The 20,777-nt window shown below is 55.5% G+C and carries 19 protein-coding genes; 12 read left to right on the top strand and 7 right to left on the bottom strand.

All coding sequences use genetic code 11. From position 1 onward, the window contains the following. The first annotated feature begins 92 nt into the window (after nucleotides 1-92). The 10 genes from ABIE63_RS06490 (at nucleotide 93) to ABIE63_RS06535 (ending at nucleotide 11,833) form a co-directional block, all read left to right on the top strand. Nucleotides 93-1,217, top strand: a complete 1,125-nt coding sequence (locus tag ABIE63_RS06490; protein WP_354503641.1) for an ABC transporter ATP-binding protein — start codon at nucleotides 93-95, stop codon at nucleotides 1,215-1,217. Nucleotides 1,218-1,433: 216 nt separating this feature from the next. Further along, nucleotides 1,434-2,159 carry a type 1 glutamine amidotransferase gene (locus tag ABIE63_RS06495; protein ID WP_354503643.1) on the top strand — a complete coding sequence of 242 codons (726 nt, stop codon included), beginning with the start codon at nucleotides 1,434-1,436 and terminating at the stop codon, nucleotides 2,157-2,159. A 78-nt stretch (nucleotides 2,160-2,237) separates the two neighbouring features. Continuing rightward, nucleotides 2,238-3,317 (top strand): ABC transporter substrate-binding protein, encoded by a 1,080-nt coding sequence (locus ABIE63_RS06500; RefSeq protein WP_354503644.1) that lies wholly within the window; start codon nucleotides 2,238-2,240, stop codon nucleotides 3,315-3,317. 87 nt (nucleotides 3,318-3,404) lie between these two features. Further along, nucleotides 3,405-4,577: a Xaa-Pro peptidase family protein gene (locus ABIE63_RS06505; protein ID WP_354503646.1), complete on the top strand. Its 1,173-nt coding sequence runs from the start codon at nucleotides 3,405-3,407 to the stop codon at nucleotides 4,575-4,577. Nucleotides 4,578-4,596: 19 nt separating this feature from the next. Then, complete coding sequence (locus ABIE63_RS06510) at nucleotides 4,597-6,411, top strand: ABC transporter permease subunit (protein WP_354503648.1); 1,815 nt, start codon at nucleotides 4,597-4,599, stop codon at nucleotides 6,409-6,411. 47 nt (nucleotides 6,412-6,458) lie between these two features. Further along, on the top strand, nucleotides 6,459-7,316 hold the full coding sequence (locus ABIE63_RS06515) for a TauD/TfdA family dioxygenase (RefSeq protein ID WP_354503649.1): 858 nt from the start codon (nucleotides 6,459-6,461) through the stop codon (nucleotides 7,314-7,316). A 35-nt stretch (nucleotides 7,317-7,351) separates the two neighbouring features. Then, on the top strand, nucleotides 7,352-8,230 hold the full coding sequence (locus tag ABIE63_RS06520) for a TauD/TfdA family dioxygenase (protein WP_354503650.1): 879 nt from the start codon (nucleotides 7,352-7,354) through the stop codon (nucleotides 8,228-8,230). A 25-nt stretch (nucleotides 8,231-8,255) separates the two neighbouring features. After that, entirely contained in the window at nucleotides 8,256-9,416 is a 1,161-nt protein-coding gene (locus tag ABIE63_RS06525; protein WP_354503652.1) for a Xaa-Pro peptidase family protein, read from the top strand. 32 nt (nucleotides 9,417-9,448) lie between these two features. Beyond that, nucleotides 9,449-10,192 carry a class II aldolase/adducin family protein gene (locus tag ABIE63_RS06530; RefSeq protein ID WP_354503653.1) on the top strand — a complete coding sequence of 248 codons (744 nt, stop codon included), beginning with the start codon at nucleotides 9,449-9,451 and terminating at the stop codon, nucleotides 10,190-10,192. 36 nt (nucleotides 10,193-10,228) lie between these two features. Further along, complete coding sequence (locus ABIE63_RS06535; protein ID WP_354503654.1) at nucleotides 10,229-11,833, top strand: 5-guanidino-2-oxopentanoate decarboxylase; 1,605 nt, start codon at nucleotides 10,229-10,231, stop codon at nucleotides 11,831-11,833. A 29-nt stretch (nucleotides 11,834-11,862) separates the two neighbouring features. On the opposite strand, the gene ABIE63_RS06540 is transcribed toward ABIE63_RS06535, so the two are convergent. Beyond that, nucleotides 11,863-12,900, bottom strand: coding sequence for a biotin-dependent carboxyltransferase family protein (locus ABIE63_RS06540; protein ID WP_354503655.1), 1,038 nt, complete (start codon nucleotides 12,898-12,900; stop codon nucleotides 11,863-11,865). Then, the gene (pxpB, locus tag ABIE63_RS06545) at nucleotides 12,897-13,628 is read right to left on the bottom strand and encodes a 5-oxoprolinase subunit PxpB (RefSeq protein WP_354503656.1); all 732 of its coding nucleotides are present in this window, start codon (nucleotides 13,626-13,628) and stop codon (nucleotides 12,897-12,899) included. The genes ABIE63_RS06540 and pxpB overlap by 4 nt, the downstream gene beginning before the upstream one ends. An 82-nt stretch (nucleotides 13,629-13,710) precedes the next feature. On the opposite strand from pxpB, the gene ABIE63_RS06550 reads away from it, so the two are divergent. Then, a complete protein-coding gene (locus tag ABIE63_RS06550; RefSeq protein WP_354503657.1) occupies nucleotides 13,711-14,502 on the top strand; it encodes a 5-oxoprolinase subunit PxpA in 792 nt (263 codons plus the stop codon). Here the strand turns inward: ABIE63_RS06550 and ABIE63_RS06555 are convergent. The 3 genes from ABIE63_RS06555 to ABIE63_RS06565 form a co-directional block, all read right to left on the bottom strand. Then, nucleotides 14,481-15,743 carry a Zn-dependent hydrolase gene (locus ABIE63_RS06555; RefSeq protein WP_354503658.1) on the bottom strand — a complete coding sequence of 421 codons (1,263 nt, stop codon included), beginning with the start codon at nucleotides 15,741-15,743 and terminating at the stop codon, nucleotides 14,481-14,483. The two genes, ABIE63_RS06550 and ABIE63_RS06555, sit on opposite strands and share 22 nt — an antisense overlap. After that, nucleotides 15,736-16,740, bottom strand: a complete 1,005-nt coding sequence (locus ABIE63_RS06560; RefSeq protein ID WP_354503659.1) for a hydroxyacid dehydrogenase — start codon at nucleotides 16,738-16,740, stop codon at nucleotides 15,736-15,738. Before ABIE63_RS06560 ends, ABIE63_RS06555 begins: the two co-directional genes overlap by 8 nt. Nucleotides 16,741-16,886: 146 nt before the next feature. Further along, the gene (locus tag ABIE63_RS06565) at nucleotides 16,887-17,519 is read right to left on the bottom strand and encodes a GntR family transcriptional regulator (RefSeq protein ID WP_354503660.1); all 633 of its coding nucleotides are present in this window, start codon (nucleotides 17,517-17,519) and stop codon (nucleotides 16,887-16,889) included. A gap of 400 nt (nucleotides 17,520-17,919) precedes the next feature. Here ABIE63_RS06565 and ABIE63_RS06570 point away from each other — a divergent pair, with 400 nt between their 5' ends. Beyond that, nucleotides 17,920-18,849, top strand: coding sequence for a dihydrodipicolinate synthase family protein (locus tag ABIE63_RS06570; RefSeq protein ID WP_354503661.1), 930 nt, complete (start codon nucleotides 17,920-17,922; stop codon nucleotides 18,847-18,849). A 216-nt stretch (nucleotides 18,850-19,065) separates the two neighbouring features. On the opposite strand, the gene ABIE63_RS06575 is transcribed toward ABIE63_RS06570, so the two are convergent. Together ABIE63_RS06575 and ABIE63_RS06580 are read right to left on the bottom strand one after the other, a co-directional pair. Continuing rightward, on the bottom strand, nucleotides 19,066-19,770 hold the full coding sequence (locus ABIE63_RS06575; protein WP_354503663.1) for an IS6 family transposase: 705 nt from the start codon (nucleotides 19,768-19,770) through the stop codon (nucleotides 19,066-19,068). 200 nt (nucleotides 19,771-19,970) lie between these two features. Then, nucleotides 19,971-20,675 carry an IS6 family transposase gene (locus ABIE63_RS06580; protein WP_354503664.1) on the bottom strand — a complete coding sequence of 235 codons (705 nt, stop codon included), beginning with the start codon at nucleotides 20,673-20,675 and terminating at the stop codon, nucleotides 19,971-19,973. Nucleotides 20,676-20,777 lie beyond the last annotated feature (102 nt).

Below are 20,777 nucleotides of genomic sequence, written 5' to 3' on the forward strand. Positions count from 1 at the left end.
TCGGATGTTTAAAGCAACTGTTGCCACCGGATACTAGCTTCAGTTACCATTGGATGCAATGTGAATACACAGTGGATGTATGGAGTGCAAACGTGAAGAGTGCGAGCCATAAATTGGAAGTCGTCGACCTGCGCAAAACCTATGGTGCGGTGGTGGCAGTGGAAAGCGCAAACCTAGATGTTAGGGAGGGAGAGTTCGTCACGCTGCTTGGGCCTTCTGGGTCAGGGAAGACGACCCTTCTCATGATGGTTGCGGGTCTATCGTGGCCCGATAGCGGCCAAGTCCGGATTGACGGTCGCAATTGTACCTATCTGTCGAGCCATAAGCGTGATATCGGCATGGTTTTCCAGAATTATGCCCTCTTCCCGCATTTGTCGGTGTTCGAGAACATTGCTTTCCCGTTGCGCATGCGGCGGGTGCCGGAGCAAACGATCAATAAGGAGGTTCACGGCGCCCTCGAGAAAGTGCGCCTGCCGGAGGTCGGTGATCGACTGCCGTCGGCCCTATCCGGTGGGCAGCAGCAGCGCATCGCACTTGCGCGCTGTATTGTTTACAAACCCTCCATCATTCTCATGGACGAACCGTTGGGTGCTCTTGACAAAAAGCTGCGGGAGCACATGCAGCTTGAGATCAAGGCGCTTCACGAGCAGCTGGGCATCACCGTCCTCTATGTCACCCATGATCAAGAGGAGGCAATGGTGATGTCGGATCGAATTTGCCTTTTCAACAGCGGGCGGATTGAACAGGTTGGCCCGCCCGAGGAAATCTACTTCCAGCCCCGCAGCAAATTCGCCGCGGACTTTCTCGGTGAATCGAATATTTTTTCCGCCCAGCTACATGGCGAGCAGGATGGGATCGCTACCCTAGTGCTCGATGGTCAGCAGAAGGTCCGTGCGCCTTTGCGCGACGGTATGCGCTCTAGCAAAGAGACCTTTTTGATGGTGCGGCCCGAATCAATCAAGATTGCCGGGGATGCTCAGGATTCGCACAACAGTGTACAGGGAATTCTTCGGGAAAAAATTATGACCGGTGGAGTCAGCAAGTACTTTGTCGAAATTCCCGGTTGTGGTGTCGTAACGGCAAACACCCTGACCGCACGCTCTCTTTCCGCCTGTAAGAGCGGCGACAGCGTAAGGCTGTGTTGGGAGGTTGCAGACACCGTGATGCTTTCTGCCGATTCTCCGGACAACAAGGCCGTGATGGACGTTGCCGTCTGACATTAGCATCCGCCAGACGTTTTCTGGTGGACTCTAATTTGTGTGTTGGTATATATAGTGTATACACAAAGAATATTAGAAAACATACATGTGCCTACACGAGAGGATAGATTGCGGGGTCGGTAGTATTGGCCTTGCTTTACCAGCAGCCGGAAGGTTGTGGAAAACAGAAAAAGGCCGTCGGCGGCCAATGGGGATGGAAAATTGCCGCGACTGATGTTTCTGAATAACACTGTCAATCCGGGAGGAATCCCTCCGGCGTTGGTGTCCCTGGCGAAGGGGCGGGCGACCGTCGACTCTTTTTGGGCGGCAGGTGGCGAATTCCCTGAATCCCTTGACGGTTACGGCGGGGTTATTCTTTCCGGCAGTCCGCAATCTTCCTATGACGGTTTGGCATGGATCGACCGGGAACACCGTCTCATCGCAGAACTTGCTGAGCGTTCCATACCAATGCTCGGGATTTGCTTTGGCAGTCAGATTTTGGCCTCGTCGCTCTTCGGAGTGGATCAGGTTTTCAGGCGCAGCACGTGCGAGGTCGGATACAAAGACCTCGAAGTAGTGACCGGGGCCAACGATGATCCTGTATGCGGTGATCTCGGCAAGCAGGTTCGCATGTTCGTTTGGCACAACGACGAAGTGCGCGACGATCATCCTCGTATCAAGGTGCTGGCGAAGAGCGATATTTGCCCCAACCAGATTTGGCGGCATGCCGAAAAACCTGTCTGGGGAGTTCAGGGACATTTGGAAATAACGGTCGACGAGGCACCAAGCTGGTTTGAACGAAATCGCAAGCGGTTGGAGGCAGACGGGGCCGATGTCGGCCGCTTAATCAAAGACGCAGATGAAGTTGAGAACGCGAAGACCATTCTCGCGAGGTTTCTCGACATCAGTGTGAAACAAGTGGAGTCGCCTTGCGACGGCGCAGCGAAGCGACCCGCCTGACGGCCGCGGTTGCGGTGGAAATTTGAGAGAACTTTGCGCCAGATCTTGGGGACAGTCCCCAGGGAGAGGGAGGAGAATATGAAACGAACTGATTTAATGGCTGCTGCGGTAGCTGCGGCGATGGTGTTTGCCGTTGGAGCGGATCAATCGACGGCTCAGGACAAAGGTCATGTCGTCGTGGCATCCTGGGGTGGCTCGTTCCAAGAAGACCAACGTAAGGCGATTTTCGCGCCTTTCGAAAAAGAGACGGGTATCGAAGTGATTGAGGCGACCGGTCCATCCCTGGCCAAGATCAAGGCCATGGTAGAGAGCGGCAACACGGAATGGGATGTATCCGGCATTGTACCCGGCGACCTGTTGGTCCTGGCTCGTGAAGGACTTGTCGAGAAACTCGATTATGAGAATTACTTCCAGGGCATGCTCGACGATATAGTCGACGAGGTGGAGCACCCCTACGGCATCGGAAATTTCTTTTATTCCAAAGTCATTGCCTATAACACAGATGCCTTTCCGGGGGAGAATCATCCAAACAGTTGGCAGGACGTTTGGGACGTGGAAAAATTCCCCGGACCGCGTGCCATCGATGCCGGTGACTGGGTCGTTCCGCCGCTCGAATATGCGTTGATGGCGGACGGTGTGGCGCCTGAGAAGCTCTATCCATTGGACATGAAGCGGGCTTACGAAAGCATGTCCAAAATTCGTCCGCATGTTGCGAAGTTTACGACTAGTTCGGCGATGGCGCCTCAGATGCTCGTCGACGGAGAAGCCGTTGTTGGCGGCGCCACCCTCGGCCGCGTCGTCCGTCGTAAGAGTGAAGGCGCTCCGATCGATTTCACTTGGAACCAAGCTCTGATTCAGTTCGATTACTGGATTATCCCGAAGAATGCGCCGAACTATGAAAACGCTATGAAGTTTATTGAGTATGCGACGCGTCCGGAAGTGCAAGCGGAAATGGTGAAGTTGCAGCTTCTGGGTCCGGTGAACATGAAAGCTTTTGACCATCTTCCCGAAGAACGGGCGCGGCAACTCCCCTCCTATCCGGAGAATTTGAAAAAGCAGGTGTTCCTGAGTGCCGATTGGTGGGCTTCGACCAACGATGAAGGCAAGAGCAACGTGTTGCTTAATCAGGAAATGTGGAACCGCTGGTCCATCCAGTAACTTCACACCGACATGACTTCGGACACTTCCGAGCTTCGGAAGTGTCCGGGGCCATTCGGGTCTTGCAATGCCAGGAGCTTCGGAAAAATGGATCAGGGAGTGAGTAGAACGGACTTGCCGCTGCTGAGCGAACCCTGGTTCGCAGTATCGGAGTATCACGCAAGACTGGCGGCAGTTCAGGAAGTTCTCGTAGAGCGTGGGCTTGGTGGGTTGCTGTTATTCCAACCGGAATCGGTCACTTGGCTTACGGGGTTTTTCACCCGGGGTTATGCGTCGTTTCAATGCGTTTTGGTCCCGGCTAAAGGGGAGCCAGTGACCTGTTGCCGGGATATGGAGGCCTATTACTTCGAAAAGACAGGCGTCTTTCCGGAGCGCCGCTTCTGGAGTGATACGGACAATCCGGCCGAGATTGCGGGCACCCTGATTGCCAGCTACTTCCCGTCAGCGGGGCGTATAGCGATTGAACTGAAAGCATGGCCGCTTTCGGTTGATCGCCATAGCAAGATCACGAGCTTATTGGCTGGGCGCGAGCTGGTGGATGGTAGCGACATCGTGGCGCGGTTGCGCCAGCGCAAGTCGCCTGCGGAAATCTATCTCATGCGACAGGCGGCGAAGGCCGCCGAGGCGGGCATGGCCAAGGCAGAAGCAACTGCTGCGGCCGGTATAACCGAGCGCGCTATGGCGGCTAGCATTTCATCGGCTTTGATTGAAGCGGGCAGCGATATGCAGGGGCCGGGGGTCTTAGCCTCGGGCGAAAGAGCGCTGCATCTACACGGTAGCTACACAGATAAAAGGATAGAAGCCGGCGAGACACTGCAATTCGAGGTCTTGGCCTGTGTGCGCCACTATCACGCGCGTTTTATGCGAACCATCAAAATTGAGTACGCAAGTGATACCGAAAAAGTGCTGGCTGAACAGTTGATCTCGATTCAGGACGCCGCACTGGCAGAAGTGGGGCCGGGCGTGGCTGCCACTGTGCCGGATCGAATTTACCGGGAAGGTGTTCTCAGCCGTGGACTAGCCGAAAGATACAGCAACAAGACATTCTATGGTGTCGGACTGCTGCTGCCACCTTCAGGTGGTGAAGGTCTGGAAGCGTCTCCCGCCGCGCTTTGGAGTTTCGAGCCAGGCATGACCCTCCACAGCTATCTGCTGGCGCAGGGTTTCGGTTTCTCGGAAACGATACTGATTACCGAGACTGGATATGAACGTCTTACTAACTATCCCAGAGAACTAATCCTGGCCGCTGCGGCAGGATAAGCGGAGCCGAGCAACAACAATGACCCTTTCATTCGAAACATTGCGGGAAGAAGACGTCGTTAAGCCCGGCAAAGAGGCGCCGCGACGCCGTCATCGCTCGCTAGCGCCGTTGCTGCTTCTGCCGGCGTTGATACTCTTCCTGGGGGTGTTCATCATTCCGCTTGGTGGTGTTTTTCTGGAAAGCTTCGGCGGTCGTGAGCTCACATTTAAGTACTACTTTGAGATTTTCAGGGATCCGGTTTTGGTCGACGTGCTCATAAGCACGTTGTTGCTCTCACTCGCCGTGACGGCAATTTGTGTCCTGTTAGGCTATCCTGTCGCACTTTTGATGCTACGTTCCGCCGGTTGGCTGCAGCGGCTCATTGCGCTGCTGATCATTCTGCCTCTATGGACCAGCTTACTTGTACGCACCTATTCTTGGATGGTTATCCTGGGTCGCAAAGGGCTAGTCAATGAGACCTTGCTGTCGCTTGGATTGATCGATTCGCCGTTCAGCCTGCTCTACAACCGCTTCAGTGTCTATGTTGGCATGGTTCATATCATGCTGCCGTTCATGGTCTTGCCTCTGTTTGCCGTAATGCGCCGCATCGACATGAATCTCATGTCTGCGGCATCAAGCCTGGGCGCCAGCAAGACGCGGACATTCTTCGCAGTTTTCCTTCCGTTGAGCCTCCCGGGAGTGATGGCGGGATCCCTTTTGGTCTTCATCCTGTCGATCGGCTTTTTTGTCACGCCAGCACTTCTCGGCGGCCTTGGCGATACCACCTTTGTCATGCTGATTGAGCGACAGGTGAATAGGCTTTTTAATTGGCCACTCGCTTCAGCCATGTCGGTTTCCCTGCTGGCTGCAACCCTGGTGCTGGTTATCCTCTACAACCGTATCATTTCGTCGACGAATTCGAAGCTCCTCGGCCGAATCTGGGTACGGGTAATTTCGTTTCTAGGTTTAATTGGCGGTCCAGTGCGATCATCAAATCAAACTGGCCTGATTGGACGACTGTCAAACTCGGACCCCGGCCGCCCGCCGCGCGAATTCCCGGCGATCTCTATAGTTGCTTGGGTGGTCCTGGCGATCACTATTTTTCCGATATTGATTCTCTATCCCCTGGCATTTAGTGACGCACCATATCTGCGTTTTCCACCGCCCGATTATTCAACGCGATGGTTCGAAAACTACTTGTCGCGAGCCGACTGGTTGCGCCCGACGTTCATTAGCTTCCAGGTGGCAGTTGTTGTGATGGTTCTTGGTACCGGTATCGGAACGGCCGCCGCAGTTGCCTTGGTGCGCGGTGACTTCCCATTCAAGAAGGCGACTCTTGGGCTGTTACTTTCACCGATCATCGTACCGACCATCATTTCGGCGGTGGCGTTGTATTATCTGTTTGCTTCTTATGGCCTTGTGGGAACGCGTACCGGTCTCGTCCTTGCGCACCTCACACTGGCAGTTCCCTTTGTAATCGTCGTGGTTTCATCATCTCTGGAGCGTGTAGATCCAGCGCTCGAGCGAGCGGCTTGGACACTTGGCGCGACGAAGTTCGTCACGTTCAGGAAGATCACACTTCCACTTATTAAGCCGGCTGTGATCACGGCCAGTCTCTTCGCCTTCCTGGCCTCGTTCGATGAAGTGGTGATGGCAATCTTCCTGAGTGGGGTGCAGGTCAAGACGCTGCCCAAGCGTATGTGGGAGGGAATCCGAGAGGAGATTGACCCCACCACAGCTGCCGTTGCAGCGATCCTGGTGACGCTTTCGCTTTTTGCCATTTTGATTGTTCAACTGCTGCGCCGCTCGGGACAGGCGAAGGGCGCCGCGGTTCACGACGAGCTTACCAACTGAGGCCTTCGGATTTTCGGTGGTCTTAATCGAAAAGGAGAATGTTGATCATGTCATCCATTGCGACACCGCTCAAATTTGTACCTTCGGGAAAGGCATTGGGTGTGGATGTCATCGGGCTGGATATCAGCAAGGGCATCAGCGATGAAGATTTTCAGCAGATTGTCGATGCTTGGTATGAACATTTGGTCCTTCGGTTTCGAGGCCAATCCATCAACGACAAGCACCTCGTGGATTTCGCACTGCGGTTTGGCCAAGTCCACCATGCCGCCGGCGCTGAGTACGGCGGCAAGCCGGAGAATCTGCACGAGGCCGTGGAACTGGTTTCGAACATAGAAAAGGATGGCAAGCCGATTGGCGCCCTGGGGGCTGGCGAGGCTACGTGGCATACGGATATGTCAATGTATGAGATTCCTGCAACCGCGACCTTGCTCTATGGTGACGAAATCCCGCCATCCGGCGGCAATACGCGTTTCACAAATCTTTGTGACGCTTATGATTTGCTCGATCCAGAGCTGAAGAAACTGGTAGAGGGACGAAGGTCAATCCACGACGCAGCCTATTTGGCGACAGGCGGTGTACGGCCTGGTTACGAGGCCCTCACCGATAAATCGAAAGGGCCCGGTGCACGTCATCCTATAGTACGGACGCATCCTTATTCCGGCCGCAAGGCACTTTACTTGGGACGTATGGGTTTTGGATATATCGAGGGGTTGAGCGTCGAGGAGAGCGACAGGGTGCTGGATGCCCTCTGGGCGCACATGACGCAACCTCGCTTCATTTGGGAGCAGGAGTGGAAAGCAGGAGATCTCATCGTTTGGGACAATCGTTGCGTTGCCCATGCAAGGGGAGCTTTTGACCCAAAATCACGGCGTTTGCTACGCCGTGTCACGGTCATGGACACCTGAGAAATGTAGCTCGGTCATGTCGGGGGCATTCTCCTATGTCTATTGAAGTGATTCCAAGCTATGGAGCGCTGGGTGCGGAGATACGCGGCCTGGACGTTTCCCGTCCAATTGATGATGCGCGGTTTGCCGAACTGGAAGCAGCTTGGCGACGCTACATCGTTTTGCTGTTCCGAGGGCAATCGCTGACAGCAAACGGGTTGATCGCCTTCGGTCGACGTTTCGGTGAGTTGCATGTCACCAAGGGTCTGGCCTACGGCGACAAACCGGCTGGAACTGCGCCGGAGATAGAGATCATATCCAATCAATCGGAAGACGCTGTTCCGGCGGACGCCCGACCTTCGGCAGAAGCAACATGGCATACTGACATGTCGATGTTCGAGAAACCTGCGGCGGCTTCCATTCTTTATTGCGTGGAGGCCCCCTCGGGGCAGGGGCAGACGCATTTTGCGAATCTCTATATGGCCTACGAAACCTTGCCGCAGAAGTTGCGTGAACAGATCATGGGGCGCCGGTCATTACACGATGCGGCCTACACGGCTATGGGAGAGCTGCGGGCAGGATACCGACCTTCGAATGATCCTGCGAAGGGCCCGGGAACGTACCACCCGATTGTCCGGACACATCCGCAGACCGGCCGGGAGAGCCTTTTCCTCGGTCGCAAAGGGTATGGCTATATCGAAGGACTTGGAGCGGATGAAAGTGCGGAACTCCTAAAGAACCTTTGGGCGCATATGACCCGACCGGAATTCGTCTGGAGCCATGACTGGTGTAGTGGTGATCTTGTCCTATGGGACAACCGCTGTTGCGCCCATATGCGCAGTGCTTTCAATCCTGCACTCAAGCGCAGGCTGCTGCGCGTAGCCACAATCGGCGAGCGACCCTTTTACCGCCCACAGGCACAGCTCAAATTCTAGAACGCGGGCCCCAGGAGATCCGAGAATGCAGTTCGATCCTAAGGAGTATTTTGCTCGAATTTCCGCCGTGCGCGCGGAATTGAAACGGCGTGATCTGTCGGCCTTGTTGGTCTTTGCGCAAGAAAGCCACTACTACCTGACAGGGTATGACTCAACCGGCTATCTTTTCTTTCAGGTGGCTGTCATCACCGCCGACGATACACCGATTACTCTTTTGACTCGTCGTCCTGATTTACAGCAGGCGCGCGAAACCTCGGTGATTGAGGATGTTCGTATTTGGTTTAACAGCGAGGATGCTAAACCCGCCCTCGATCTTCGGGCAATTCTTCAAGAGAAAGGTCTCAAAAACAGTCGCATCGGGATTGAACTCGATACCTATGGCCTGACCGGAGCCAACCATGCACAGGTTGATGCGGCGTTGGCGGATTGGTGTTATCTGGAGGACGCGTCGGACATCGTTCGCCGCTTACGTGTTCGCAAGTCAGCGGCAGAGCTTGCTTATGTCCGCAGCGCTGCGCAACTGGCTGATAACGCGTTGTTGGCTATGCTTCAGACCGCTAGGCCCGGCAAACTCGACACGGAGATAACGGCCGCTGGCCTTTCAGAGATACTGCGCAGTGGCGGCGATGTTCCGCCCGCGGGTCCGCTGGTCAACTCCGGACCGCGAGCCCTATATGGACGTAGTGTTTGCGGGGCACATCGTTTGGGCTCGCCGGATCAGGTGACCATAGAGTTTGCGGCTCCTTATCGCCGCTACAACGTTTGCATCATGCGAACCGCCGCGGTAGGCGAGGCCAGTCAGGCACAAAGAGATCTTTTTGCTGTCGTCAGAGAAGCCCTGGAAGCCATGACGGACGCGGTCCGGCCCGGACGGCCGTTGGGCGAGATCGACGATGCCCATCGGCGCGTCTTTGATATGGCAGGTCACAAGATCAACCGGTACGCAGCCTGCGGCTACTCCTTGGGTGCAACCTATCGGCCAAGTTGGATGGATGTACCTCCGATGCTGTTCTCGGGAAACGCGACACCGGCTGAGCCAGGCATGGTCTTGTTCATGCATGCAATGCTGCCTGACAGCGCGCGGGGGCTGGCTATGTCGGTCGGCCACACTGTGCTGGTAACCGAACAGGGGTGCGAGTTGCTGAGCAATCTGCCGCTCGAGTTTCCTCCGGTACTTGCCGCATGACAGGTTGCGGGACTTCAGGGAGGCTTCTGGATATGCAGGGTAAGGAAGGAATGGATCAAGAGTGGGAAGTGCGTTGCAACCTAGCAGCGCTCTTTCGCATTTTTCATCTGCTTGGCATAGAAGACATGATTTACACGCACTTCTCGGCACGATTGCCAGGTGAGCGAGATCGTTTCCTTATAAACCCCTATGGCCACTTGTTCGAAGAGGTTACGGCTTCCAACCTTGTCGCCTTTTACGGGGATCAAGCCGTTGAGCCAGAGGACGAAACGCTAAATCAAGCAGGCATTGCGATACATAGCAGCCTGTACCAGGCACGGCCGGATATTGGATGCATCATTCATACTCACAGCCGCGCCGGCGCTGTCGTAGCCGCCAGCCGAGAGGGCCTACAGCCTATTTCCCAGGATGCCCTCGAGATTTTCGATGAAATCGCCTGCCATGATTACGGAGTACCGGCTAGCCAAGAAGAAAAGGAACGCTTGGCGGAGGATTGCAGGCAAGCCAACTGCCTTATCCTGCGCAACCACGGGCTCCTTGTTGTGGGAGAGAGCATACCGTCTGCCTTCATTCGAATGTATTTCCTGGAGCGGGCTTGCGAGTTGCAGGCAGCGGCCTATGGGATGCCCGGTGGTGCACACCTGATCGACCAGGCCGTGCAGGATAGGATCGCGCAGCGCATGGCCGAAGTCAGACAATCGGGACGGTATGGCGAACTCCTATGGCAAGCCGTCTTGCGGCGACTAGAGCGGAGCGGACAGGAATACCGGTTATAGAACCATCGACATAGCGGGAGGCGTGAGGACATCAACATGACTACATCCCTGGCACAGGCACTCATCGACGAACTAGCCGCACGTGGCGTGACCAATGTCTTCGGCATTCCCGGTGTCCACAACACCGAGCTTTTCCGGCATTTTCAAGAAGCCGGTATCGAGATTGTGTTGCCACGACATGAGCAGGGTGCAGGGTTTATGGCCGACGGTTACGCGCGTGCTTCCGGTATGCCCGGCGTCTGTTTCGTCATTACGGGGCCTGGTCTTACCAATGCCATGACAGCTCTTGGGCAGGCCTATTCCGATTCCGTACCACTGATCATTGTTTCTACGGTGCTGGCCCAGAGTGATTGCGGAAAGGGGCGCGGGTTATCGCACGACATGCTGGATCAGAGCGGAGCGATACGTAGTCTTGGAACCTCCAGTTACACACTCACCGATCCGGGTGAGGTCAAAGAGCTGGTAGCGCGCGCCTTTACTCAATGCTGTGTGCAGCGGCCGAGGCCGATCCACCTGCAGATACCGCTCGACCGGCTTTTAGCCAGCGGGGCCGAGGGCGAGTCAAACCCGGCCCAGACCGCACGACCTCCCCTGCCTGCACGCCCAGAACCGGCGCAGGCGGCACTACAGAGCGCTGTAGAGATTATTGCATCGGCAAAGCGCCCCGTAGTGATTGCAGGCGGCGGTGCTTTGGATGCTGCCGACGAGCTGCGCGCATTTCTCGATCTTTCCGGGGCAGTGATCGCCACCACAATTGCCGGCAAGGGCGTCGTTCCAGAGGACGATACCCGTTCTTTAGGGTGCACGCTACCGCGTCGGGCGACCCGTCGGTTTCTTGAAAGCGCCGACCTGCAGATCATAGTTGGATGCGAGGTGTCGGTCACAGACTTCGGAAATGCTGGCCTTCCCAGTTGTGGACGCAGCTTGCGAATTGACCTAGATGCACAGGCACTTATGACAAACTATGCCGCAGATGTTTCGCTGGTGGGTGACGCGGGGGCCACACTTGCTCGCATCAACGCATTGCTGCCACGTAAAGAGCCTTCCTTTGCTCCCAATGAGGCGAGAGACGTGCGCGATAGCGCGCGCAGAGAAGCCCATGAGGAGCGCCCCGGTATGAATGCGCTACTTAACACAATCCGCCTTAATCTGCCGCGCAACACCATTATTGCATCGGATATGACCGAGATTGCGTACTTGGGAAATGAAGTCTTCGAGGCCTACACACCGCGCACTTGGCTGCATCCGGTGGGTTTTGGAACGTTAGGCTATGCCCTGCCCGCAGGGATCGGTGCGCGCCTGGCGAGGCCGGAACGTCCGGTGGCATGTTTTATCGGCGACTACGGGCTGCAGTTCACCATGCCGGAGTTGGCAACTGCCCGTGATAAATGCCTGCCCTTGGTGCTCTATCTCTGGAACAACGAGAAACTACACGCAATCGAGAAGGATATGCGCCGAAAACAGATAGAGCCTGTCGCTGTTTTTGCCCGCAATCCAGGTTACGAGACGTTGGCAGCGGCCTATGGAATCGACTACTCATGCCCTACCGGCCAGGCAGAGCTTGCGGCGGCCACTAGCCACGCACTCAAAGCGCAGGGGCCGAGTCTGATAGAGTTGCGCCCTGCCAATTTGTCTGATTGATCGTTACTCTACCATCGCAGTACCGGTGCTCAGTGCCTTGCGTTGATGACGCCACTGATCAGGTTTTTCGAAAGTAGGGCTTCAGAGCTTGAATCAAACTCGTTGGCCAATGTGGTCAGCCTTGCGGCCGCAAGTTGCCGGAAAGTTCGTTCAGCTAGCCGAACAGCATGTTCGGCGTCTTGCACGGATATGCTGCGAAAGCGAATCTTCTCTCCAGGACGTCGTTGAGCGAGAAGTCGCAGATCGGGGCCTATGACAGTAGCAATCTTAGGAAAACCTCCTGTCGTCTGACGGTCAGCCATCAATACGGTGAGGCGGCCGTTTCCGGAGACCTGGATGCTGCCATTGGCAATTCCGTCTGACAGGATGTCGTGTGGCCCCCGTATTGGGATTGGCGGGCCGTCTAAAATACATGCCATTCGGTCGCTGTTAGGATGAATGTGAAACTCGGCGCTGGTGAAAAGACGTTGCGTTTCTTCCTCGAAGCGGTCGTCCTGCGGACCAAAGACGACCCGAATTGTCTCTTGCGAAATGGATGGCCAATCAGGTTCCGGTAGGTTGTATGACTCCTTGCTAGACGGCGTTGGTTCACGCAAGGGCAGTCGGTCGCCTGCTATAAGTGCGCGCCCTTGCCATCCGCCAAGACCCGAGCGAAGGTGCGTAGAACGACTGCCAAGCACGGGTGTCACATCAAATCCACCAGCGATTGCAAGATAACCCCGGAACCCACGTTTCATGGCGCCGATCTCCAATCTATCGCCACGTCGCAGCAAGAAAGAACGATAGGGCTTACAGGATTGATCATTGATCCTTGGCTTTACCTCGGCGCCTGTAAGTGCAATTCGGCACGCGTCAACATGACACTCGTACTGGCCGCCTGAAGCGGTGTATTCGATACCGGCGTCATCCGGGTCATTGCCCACGAGCAGGTTAGCGATGCGCAAATTTAGGAGATCGAGGGCACCCGACTGAGATACACCAAAGCGTTGGTAACCCTTGCGGCCTGCATCTTGGAGCGTGGCCATAAACCCGGGATTGATCACAACGAGGGCAGGTTTATCAGTCATGGCTCTTCCTGCTGGCGCGCACGCTCCTTGGCCAGCCACTGATCACTGTCAAAGCCGTCATATGCGGTGCTGTCTATCGCGGTTATTCTCACACGGTCGCCTGGCGAAAACAAAAATGGCTCCGCGCGATCGGGATCGAAGGCGCGGACAGGAGTGCAGCCGATCACACTCCATGCGCTTGGCATGGCAAGAGTCGAAATGGCAGTCTGGGCGCCACCGATGGAAATACTGCCCGCTGGAATAACAACTGGGTTTGATGCCTTACGCGATACCTGTAGCTGTTCTGGGAGTTCTCCAAGGTAGGCAAATCCCGGCGCGAAGCCCAGCATGTAAACATGATATTCCCGCGCAGCATGCAATTCTATCAATTCGGCGTCGGATAAGTTCTTGCTCTTCGCAACCTGAGTTAGATCAGGACCAAAGAAACCGCCGTAGACAACAGGGATTTGCCAGCGACGCACCCGGTACCTTGGCTCATTTTGATCCAAACAGAGATGGGGAATCGCAGCCGAAAGGCGGTCGAAATCAGTCGTTGTGGGATCGTAGAGGACCAGGAGGGATCGGTAGCTAGGTATGACCTCCTCGACACCAACCATCCCGGAAGACAACAATCGTTCCGCCAGATCGTGGACCGCAAGATTAGTCAGACGGTCAATGCTGTCGCCCAGTTCAACCATGATAGCATTGCCGCCTGCAGGCAGAATGCGGACATATCTCATTGAATGCATTCAGGTTATTTATTGTGCTCCAAGAGTATACATATAACATGACATATTAACTAGGCAAGCAGTCGACTGGGAGCTGAATAGAATGCGGCGGATTGACCTGAATTGTGACATGGGCGAGGGGTTTGGCCCCTGGCGAATGGGCAATGACTCCGAGATGCTGGAGCTAGTTACCTCGGCGAACATAGCGTGCGGATTTCATGCAGGTGATCCGATCATCATGCACGACGTAATTTCCCAAGCGCGGGTGAAGGCTGTTGGGGTAGGCGCGCACCCCAGCTTCCTTGACATCTGGGGCTTTGGGCGTAGGCCGTTGCCTGCGGAATCACCAGACAGTGTGGAGAAAATGCTGGTCTACCAGATCGGCGCGCTTTACGCCGTCGCCCGAGGATTGGGTCACCCACTGGGACACGTAAAGACGCACGGAAGCCTAGGTAACCTCGCGGCCGTCAGTGCTGAACATGCCCGCGCAGTCGCCAGAGCAATCCATACGGTGGATCCCAAGCTCGTCTTCGTGGTGTTACCCTACACGCAAACGGAGCGGGCGGGCGACGAAGCCGGACTCCCCTTGGCGCGGGAGATTTATGCTGACAGGACATACGAAGACGATGGAACCCTAAGTCCTCGATCACAACCGGGATCGGTCATTGAGGACGCTGCACAGGCGACTCAACAGACGCTGGATATGCTGGCAGCTGGGGCGATCATCACCCGATCGGGTAAGCAGCTACCTACCAAGATTGATTCCATTGGACTGCATGGAGATTCGCCAGAGTCTATCAACCTTGCTCGAGCGCTAAGGAACGCATTGGCAGATCGTGGCATTGCGATCACTTCATTACAGGAGTTTTGCGCTCAGTCTGGAAAGTTGTCTTGACTGAGCAAAGCGGCCAGTAACCTACAACCAAGTCCGAAGTCTTCGATGTCCATCCCCTCATCTGGGTTGTGACTGCCGTGGGCGTTGCGGACAAAGACCATGCCGCTTGGGACGCCGGCGTTAGCAAAAACCGAAGCATCGTGCCCAGCGCCACTGGCCATATTGTAAACTGGAATGCCGAGCTTCTGTGCTGACGAACCGAGCTTATTTAGGATTTCCTCGTCCATAAGCGCCGGCGTGCTTCCGCTTCTGGGTCCCAACTCAAACCGGACAGACCTCGATTGACTGATAGAGTCGCACAATGCATGCAGTCGCTGATCCAAGAGGTTGAGCGTCTCCTCGCTCAGGCTCCGGAAATCGACACAGAACCTCACAAGTCCAGGAATTTTGCTGAAGGCGTGTTCTTTGGAATCGGTCTGGAGTTGTCCCAGCGTGATCGTCAGATCATGACCGTCGGATTCCAGTTCCTGCCAGAGGCTGTCCAGTCCCATGACCAAAGAGGCAGCGCCAAAGACAGCATCCTTACGCGAATTACGTGGGACGGCGCCGGAATGGGCATACTCTCCGATGCAACAAGCGTTGCGATAACGCAAACTGCCGCGGATGCCGGTTACAAGACCGAGTGGCAAGTCTCGGGCGAGAAGTTGAGGTCCTTGTTCGATGTGCAGTTCAAGAAAGCAAGCGACCTGGCCAGGATGTAAAAAGGCCTCTCCTCTAGCGACTGAGTCTGGATCGTAACCAGCTTTGGCCATGTGCCAGGCAAGGCTGCGGGCGTTATCGGTGCGCAAGGATTTCAATTCCTCGGGTGCTAGGTTCCCCAGTGCTGCTCGACTGCCAATGTAGGACAGTGGAAACCACGTGCTCTCTTCGGCGCGTATGGCCATGACGCAGATGTCTCGTCGTGGTGCCACGCCCCACCGGCGAAAAGCCTCCAGAACAATGATTCCGGCAATGACACCAGCTGCGCCGTCGAAGTTGCCGCCGTGTGGGACGGAATCAAGATGCGATCCGAGCACTACACGGGGGAGGTCTCGATCCCGACCGGGTAACGTCATGTAGAGATTGCCAGCATTATCATTGGTAACCTCGAGGCCCAGAGTTTGTGCCTCTGCAGCCAACAGGTCGTGCGCCTTCTGCTCACCTGTGCCGTAGCTATCGCGTGTGACGCCCGGGTGTGCGGCCGTGGCCGAGGCGAGGCTTTCGAAAAATTTGGCAGCGCGTTCGAGGTCGATATCAAGCATCTTTGGATCCGCGTGATTGCCCGAAGGTCCTGCGCCGCGGCCAGACTTCAGGATTCACCAGATGTGCCGGACGTTCCCCGCGGAGGGTTTTCAGCACGCCCTGAGCTACGGCAAGCGCGGTTCGTTTAAGGGCTTCTGAACTGGAGCCACCGATGTGCGGACTGAGGGTAACATTTTTGAGCGTCAGCAAAGGGTGTCCAGCGATCATTGTCTCGCTGTCGAACACATCTAGGCCCGCCCCGCGGAGCCTGCCCGACTGTAGGGCCAGAATCATAGCCTCTTCGTCGACGGTCTGACCTCGGCCGGTATTTATCAAGACGGCTCCGTGTTTCATGAATTCGAACTCACTATGGCCGATCAGCCGTTCGGTGTCCGGCTTGAAGGGCACATGCAGCGAGACGACGTCGCTCTCCTCCAGGAGCGCTTGCAGGCTTTCCGCCATCCTCATGCCTTTTTGCTGCACTTCGCTTGCCGCCGTCGATGGTGAATAGATGACGACGTCCATGCCGAGACTGGCTTTGGCAATGGATGAGAACAGCTTGCCAATGCGGCCCCAGCCAACAACACCGAGGGTTTTTCCAAAAAGTTCGATTAAGGGCTCTTCGTATTTGAAGTTGAAGTCGCCATTCCTGACCGCGTGATCGGCAAGAATGGTGTTCTTTGCCACGGCCAACATCAGGGCCAGAGCCTGCTCGGCAACCGACTGGGCATTCTCGCCAGGTGTCGCAAATACAGGAATGCCCAGTCGCGTCGCCGTGTCGATGTCGACCGGATCGGTGCCGGAACCGTGCACGCCTATCACGGCGAGACGCTTTGCCGAGCGCATTTGTAAGGCAGAAAGCCCAGCATTCCGAGTGATGACAGCATCTGCGTCTGCTAGGCTTGCAGCAATTTCCCGCGTTGATTGGGACGTTGGTTCACGTACTTCCAGACCGGCGGCGCGCAGGGCTATCACTCCGGCATCATGGATCGGTTGGACGATGAAGCAGCAGGCCATGGGTGAGGCCGGTCCTTCGAACCTGGAACAATAAAGCGTCAGGCTAACCCGGCGACTATTTGTATGCAATGAAAATGCAATAAGTATTCTTTAGTATCCGAGAGAAAAATCGTATCTTACTTTGGGCAAAGGGGTGAAACTGCCGATTAGAAAAGCCGCTGTAAATTCTGCATTATGCTCGCACGAACACCGTCCAGGTGTTTGCGCATCGCTTCATGGCTACCCGGCACGTCACCGCGATCTATTGCGTCGAGGAGAGCGAGATGCTCCGCGCAACCAGGTTTGAATCGTTCAGGGATGCGCTCCATACCGAAAAAGCGAGTCTTCATCCGCAAATCTCGGATCATGGTTACTAGAAGCCTGCTGCCGGTCATATTGGCGATGCTGGTATGGATGTCGTCATCAAGAGCGGTGTGGTCGGCCTCACTTGGATTAGGTGTGTTGGTTAGCTTGTTCAACGATTCGCGAAGCCTCGAAATTGTCTCGTGATCGGGCCGGGATGCCGCGAGGCCTGCTGCCTCGACCTCCAACAGCCTTCGGATGTGCAAAATTTCTATGAAGTCATCAATCGAAGTTTCCCGGACACGCGGCACCTGGCCAGGATCGCGGTTCAGCAGCCCTTCAGCAACGAGGCGGCTGATGGCTTCACGGACCGGTGTTCTGGAAACCTTCAGTTTTTTCGATAGACCCAGTTCCTGGACGGCATCGCCCTTGCGAAGCCGACCGTCCAAGATCATGTCTCTTACTTGCCGGTAGGTTATCTCTCCACGTGTCGACATTTTTCTAGGACTCCGAAAAGGTGATTAGTCTCCGCCGGTTCTGCGGCAGCTCATCAATCCTGACTTGCCAAGTTTCATTATACGATGAGTGTACACTACACACGACTTAACGACTAGCAGAGCAACAGAATAATAATGGTCATTTTGCGACCTCCCCAGCTTTTCAATTGTGCATGAGCCGGTGTCAAGGCCGATATAATTGACCTAAAGGCAATATTTCTCAACTCAACTCATAATAGATGGGCTTGCAGAATCGGGCACATCGTGTATACACAAGGTATGTGTAAATTGTGCGGAACGGCAAATTTGCTAAACAATGCCAGAGTGGTTAGGCCAGGGAACCACCTAATGCGCGAGGTTTCCGAATGTTAGCGCTGTGGCGGAGATCGAAAGGAAGGTCATGGGTTTGCTTGACGAGAATACAAAGGGCGTCTTCATCATCGCAGTTACACCGTTCAAGGATGATTTGTCGCTTGACCTAGCCAGCACTGACCGACTCGTCGATTTCTACCTGGAACGTGGCGTAACTGGGATTACTGTACTGGGCATGATGGGTGAAGCGTCCAAACTTGCGCCCGAGGAAGCACTTGCTTTCTCGGAACGGGTGATTCGTCGGGTGAATGGCGTTGTTCCAGTGGTTGTGGGTGTCTCTGCACAAGGCTTTGCACAGATGCGGGATTTATCCCTGCCGGTCATGGAGCAGGGGGCTTCCGGCGTGATGGTCGCCCCGTCGCCCGGCCTAAAAAGCAACGAGCAGGTGCTTGAGTATTTTCGACAGGTTGCATCGACGATTGGTTCTGACATACCTCTCGTTTTGCAAGATTTTCCGCTTAGTACCGGCGTTGTAATGTCGACCCCAGTCATTCTGCAGATCGTCAGCGAGATCTCTAATTGCGTGATGCTCAAGCACGAAGACTGGCCCGGCTTGGGCAAGCTCAAGCAATTGAGGGACGCCGAAGTAAGCGGAGGGGCGAGGCGCATTTCAATCCTGGTCGGCAATGGCGGCATTTTCCTGCCCGAGGAACTGGAGCGCGGCGCAGACGGCGCAATGACGGGCTTTGCTTTCCCCGAAATGCTTGTAGAGGTTTGCCGTTTGTTCGAAGAGGGTAGGCCCGGAGATGCACGTGACCTGTTCGACGCCTATCTGCCGCTTGTTCGTTACGAACAGCAACCCGGACTCGGACTGCTGGTCCGCAAGCACGTCCTCGCTCGTCGCGGCGCCATAGCTTCACCGATCGCAAGAAAGCCAGCGATGGAGCTTGCGTCCGTCGATATAAATGAGATTGACACATTGATTAGGCGTCAGGAAGGCAGACTCTCATCGCTCTAGGTGGTGTCATGTGTGGACGTATATGGACCCCGCCCGATTGCAACGGGATGGCTGGATCAGGATCAAGGGCCACAACTGCTGACGTATATCCGGCTTCCTGATGCGGCTCGACTATTTTTCGCCGCGAGCCTCGATGGGTTTTCGCCCGCTTCCACCTCAATGGGAGCTGTCAGACTAATTCGAACTAGTCTCAGTACACCTCACCAGTGACGAGCTTCAGGCAGCGAGAAGGCCGCGCCACTCGGAGAGAGCGGCGGCGCGGTTCAGCTTGAAGATGGTTCGAGAGGAAAGGCTGCGTTCTGTGTTGAAGTGGTTGTAGACGGAGGCATGGATGGCGGTGAATTGTTGCAAACTTCGCATCTGCCTGAAGCGAAGCATCGCGCGCTCTCGTCGTCGGAAGGGCAGATGTGAGTTCTCTGCTCGGTTGTTCAGCCAGCGGCCACATACCTGGCGATTGATGTTACCGACCTCTTTCATGGCGGCCCCGTAGGATCTCAGCCGGTCGGTCACAATGATCTTAGGCTGGCCATGCTTGCGCATTGCTTTCCTTAGGAATTTCAACGCAGCTTTCTTATCTCGTCTCTTTGTCACGAAGCTTTCCAGAGCCTCGCCCTCGTGGTCGACGGCTCGCCACAAATAATGCTGCTTACCGTTGATCTTCACGAAGACCTCGTCCAGGTGCCATTGCCAGAGGCTTGATCGCATGCTTTGGATCCGTCGTTTGCGGATCTCGGCGGCGAACATTGGACCGAAGCGCTGCCACCAGAAACGTACTGTCTCGTGGCTGATATCGATCCCGCGCTCGTGAAGGAGGTCCTCTACATTCCGCAGTGAGAGTGGAAACCGAATATACATCATGACCGCTAGGCGGATGATCTCGGGGCTGGTCTTGAAGTAGCGAAAAGGGCTGCGTTTGGTCATGGCCGGACGCTACGAGATCGCCCGACCTTGCTCAAGGCGATTTGCTCTGACGGAGCCCTGTGAGGCCAGCCCCAAGGTAACCCGCGGAAAACACGCGGTAATTCAGAGCCTTTCCGAAACCTACGAGAGAGACGGGGGTGAGTGGCGGAGCTGTCAGACTAATTCGAACTAGTCTCAGTTTGCCTTAGCAATGGCGAGCGTCAGGCAGCGAGAAGACCGTGCCATTCTGCAAGTGTAGAGGCACGGTTCAACTTGAAGATGGTTCGAGAAGAAAGGGCGCGTTCTGAGTTGAAGAGGTTGTAGACGGAGGCATGAACGGCGGCGAATTGCTGCAAACTTCGCATCTGCCTGAAGCGAAGCATCGCGCGCTCCCTTCGTCGGAAGGGCAGATGTGAGTTCTCTGCTCGGTTGTTCAGCCAGCGGCCGGTTAGCTGGCGATTGAAGTTACCTATCTCTTTCATCGCGGCCCCATAGGATCTCAGCCGGTCGGTCACAATGATCTTAGGCTGGCCATGCTTACGCATTGCTTTTCTTAGGAATTTCAACGCAGCTTTCTTATCCCGCCTCTTCGTCACGAAGCTTTCGAGAACCTCACCCTCGTGATCCACGGCGCGCCACAGGTAGTGTGTCTCGCCGTTGATCTTCACGAAGACCTCATCCAGATGCCAACGCCAGCGGCTTGACCGCAGGCGCTGGATCCGTCGCTTGCGGATTTCGTTAGCGAGCATTGGACCGAAGCGCTGCCACCAGAAACGCACTGTCTCGTGGCTGATATCGATGCCGCGCTCGTGAAGAAGATCCTCCACATTCCGTAATGAAAGTGGGAAGCGAATATACATCATGACCGCTAGGCGGATGATCTCAGGCGACGTCTTAAAATAGCGGAAGGGGTTTCGTTTGGTCATGGCCGGACGCTACGAAATCGCCCGACCTTGCTCAAGGTGATTTGCTCTGACAGCGCCCTGACCACGCTAGAGAACCACCTCGTCCGCCTTAACGCATCTTGA

This window comes from Limibacillus sp. MBR-115, assembly GCF_040549425.1.
Lineage (GTDB): Bacteria > Pseudomonadota > Alphaproteobacteria > Kiloniellales > CECT-8803 > Limibacillus > Limibacillus halophilus.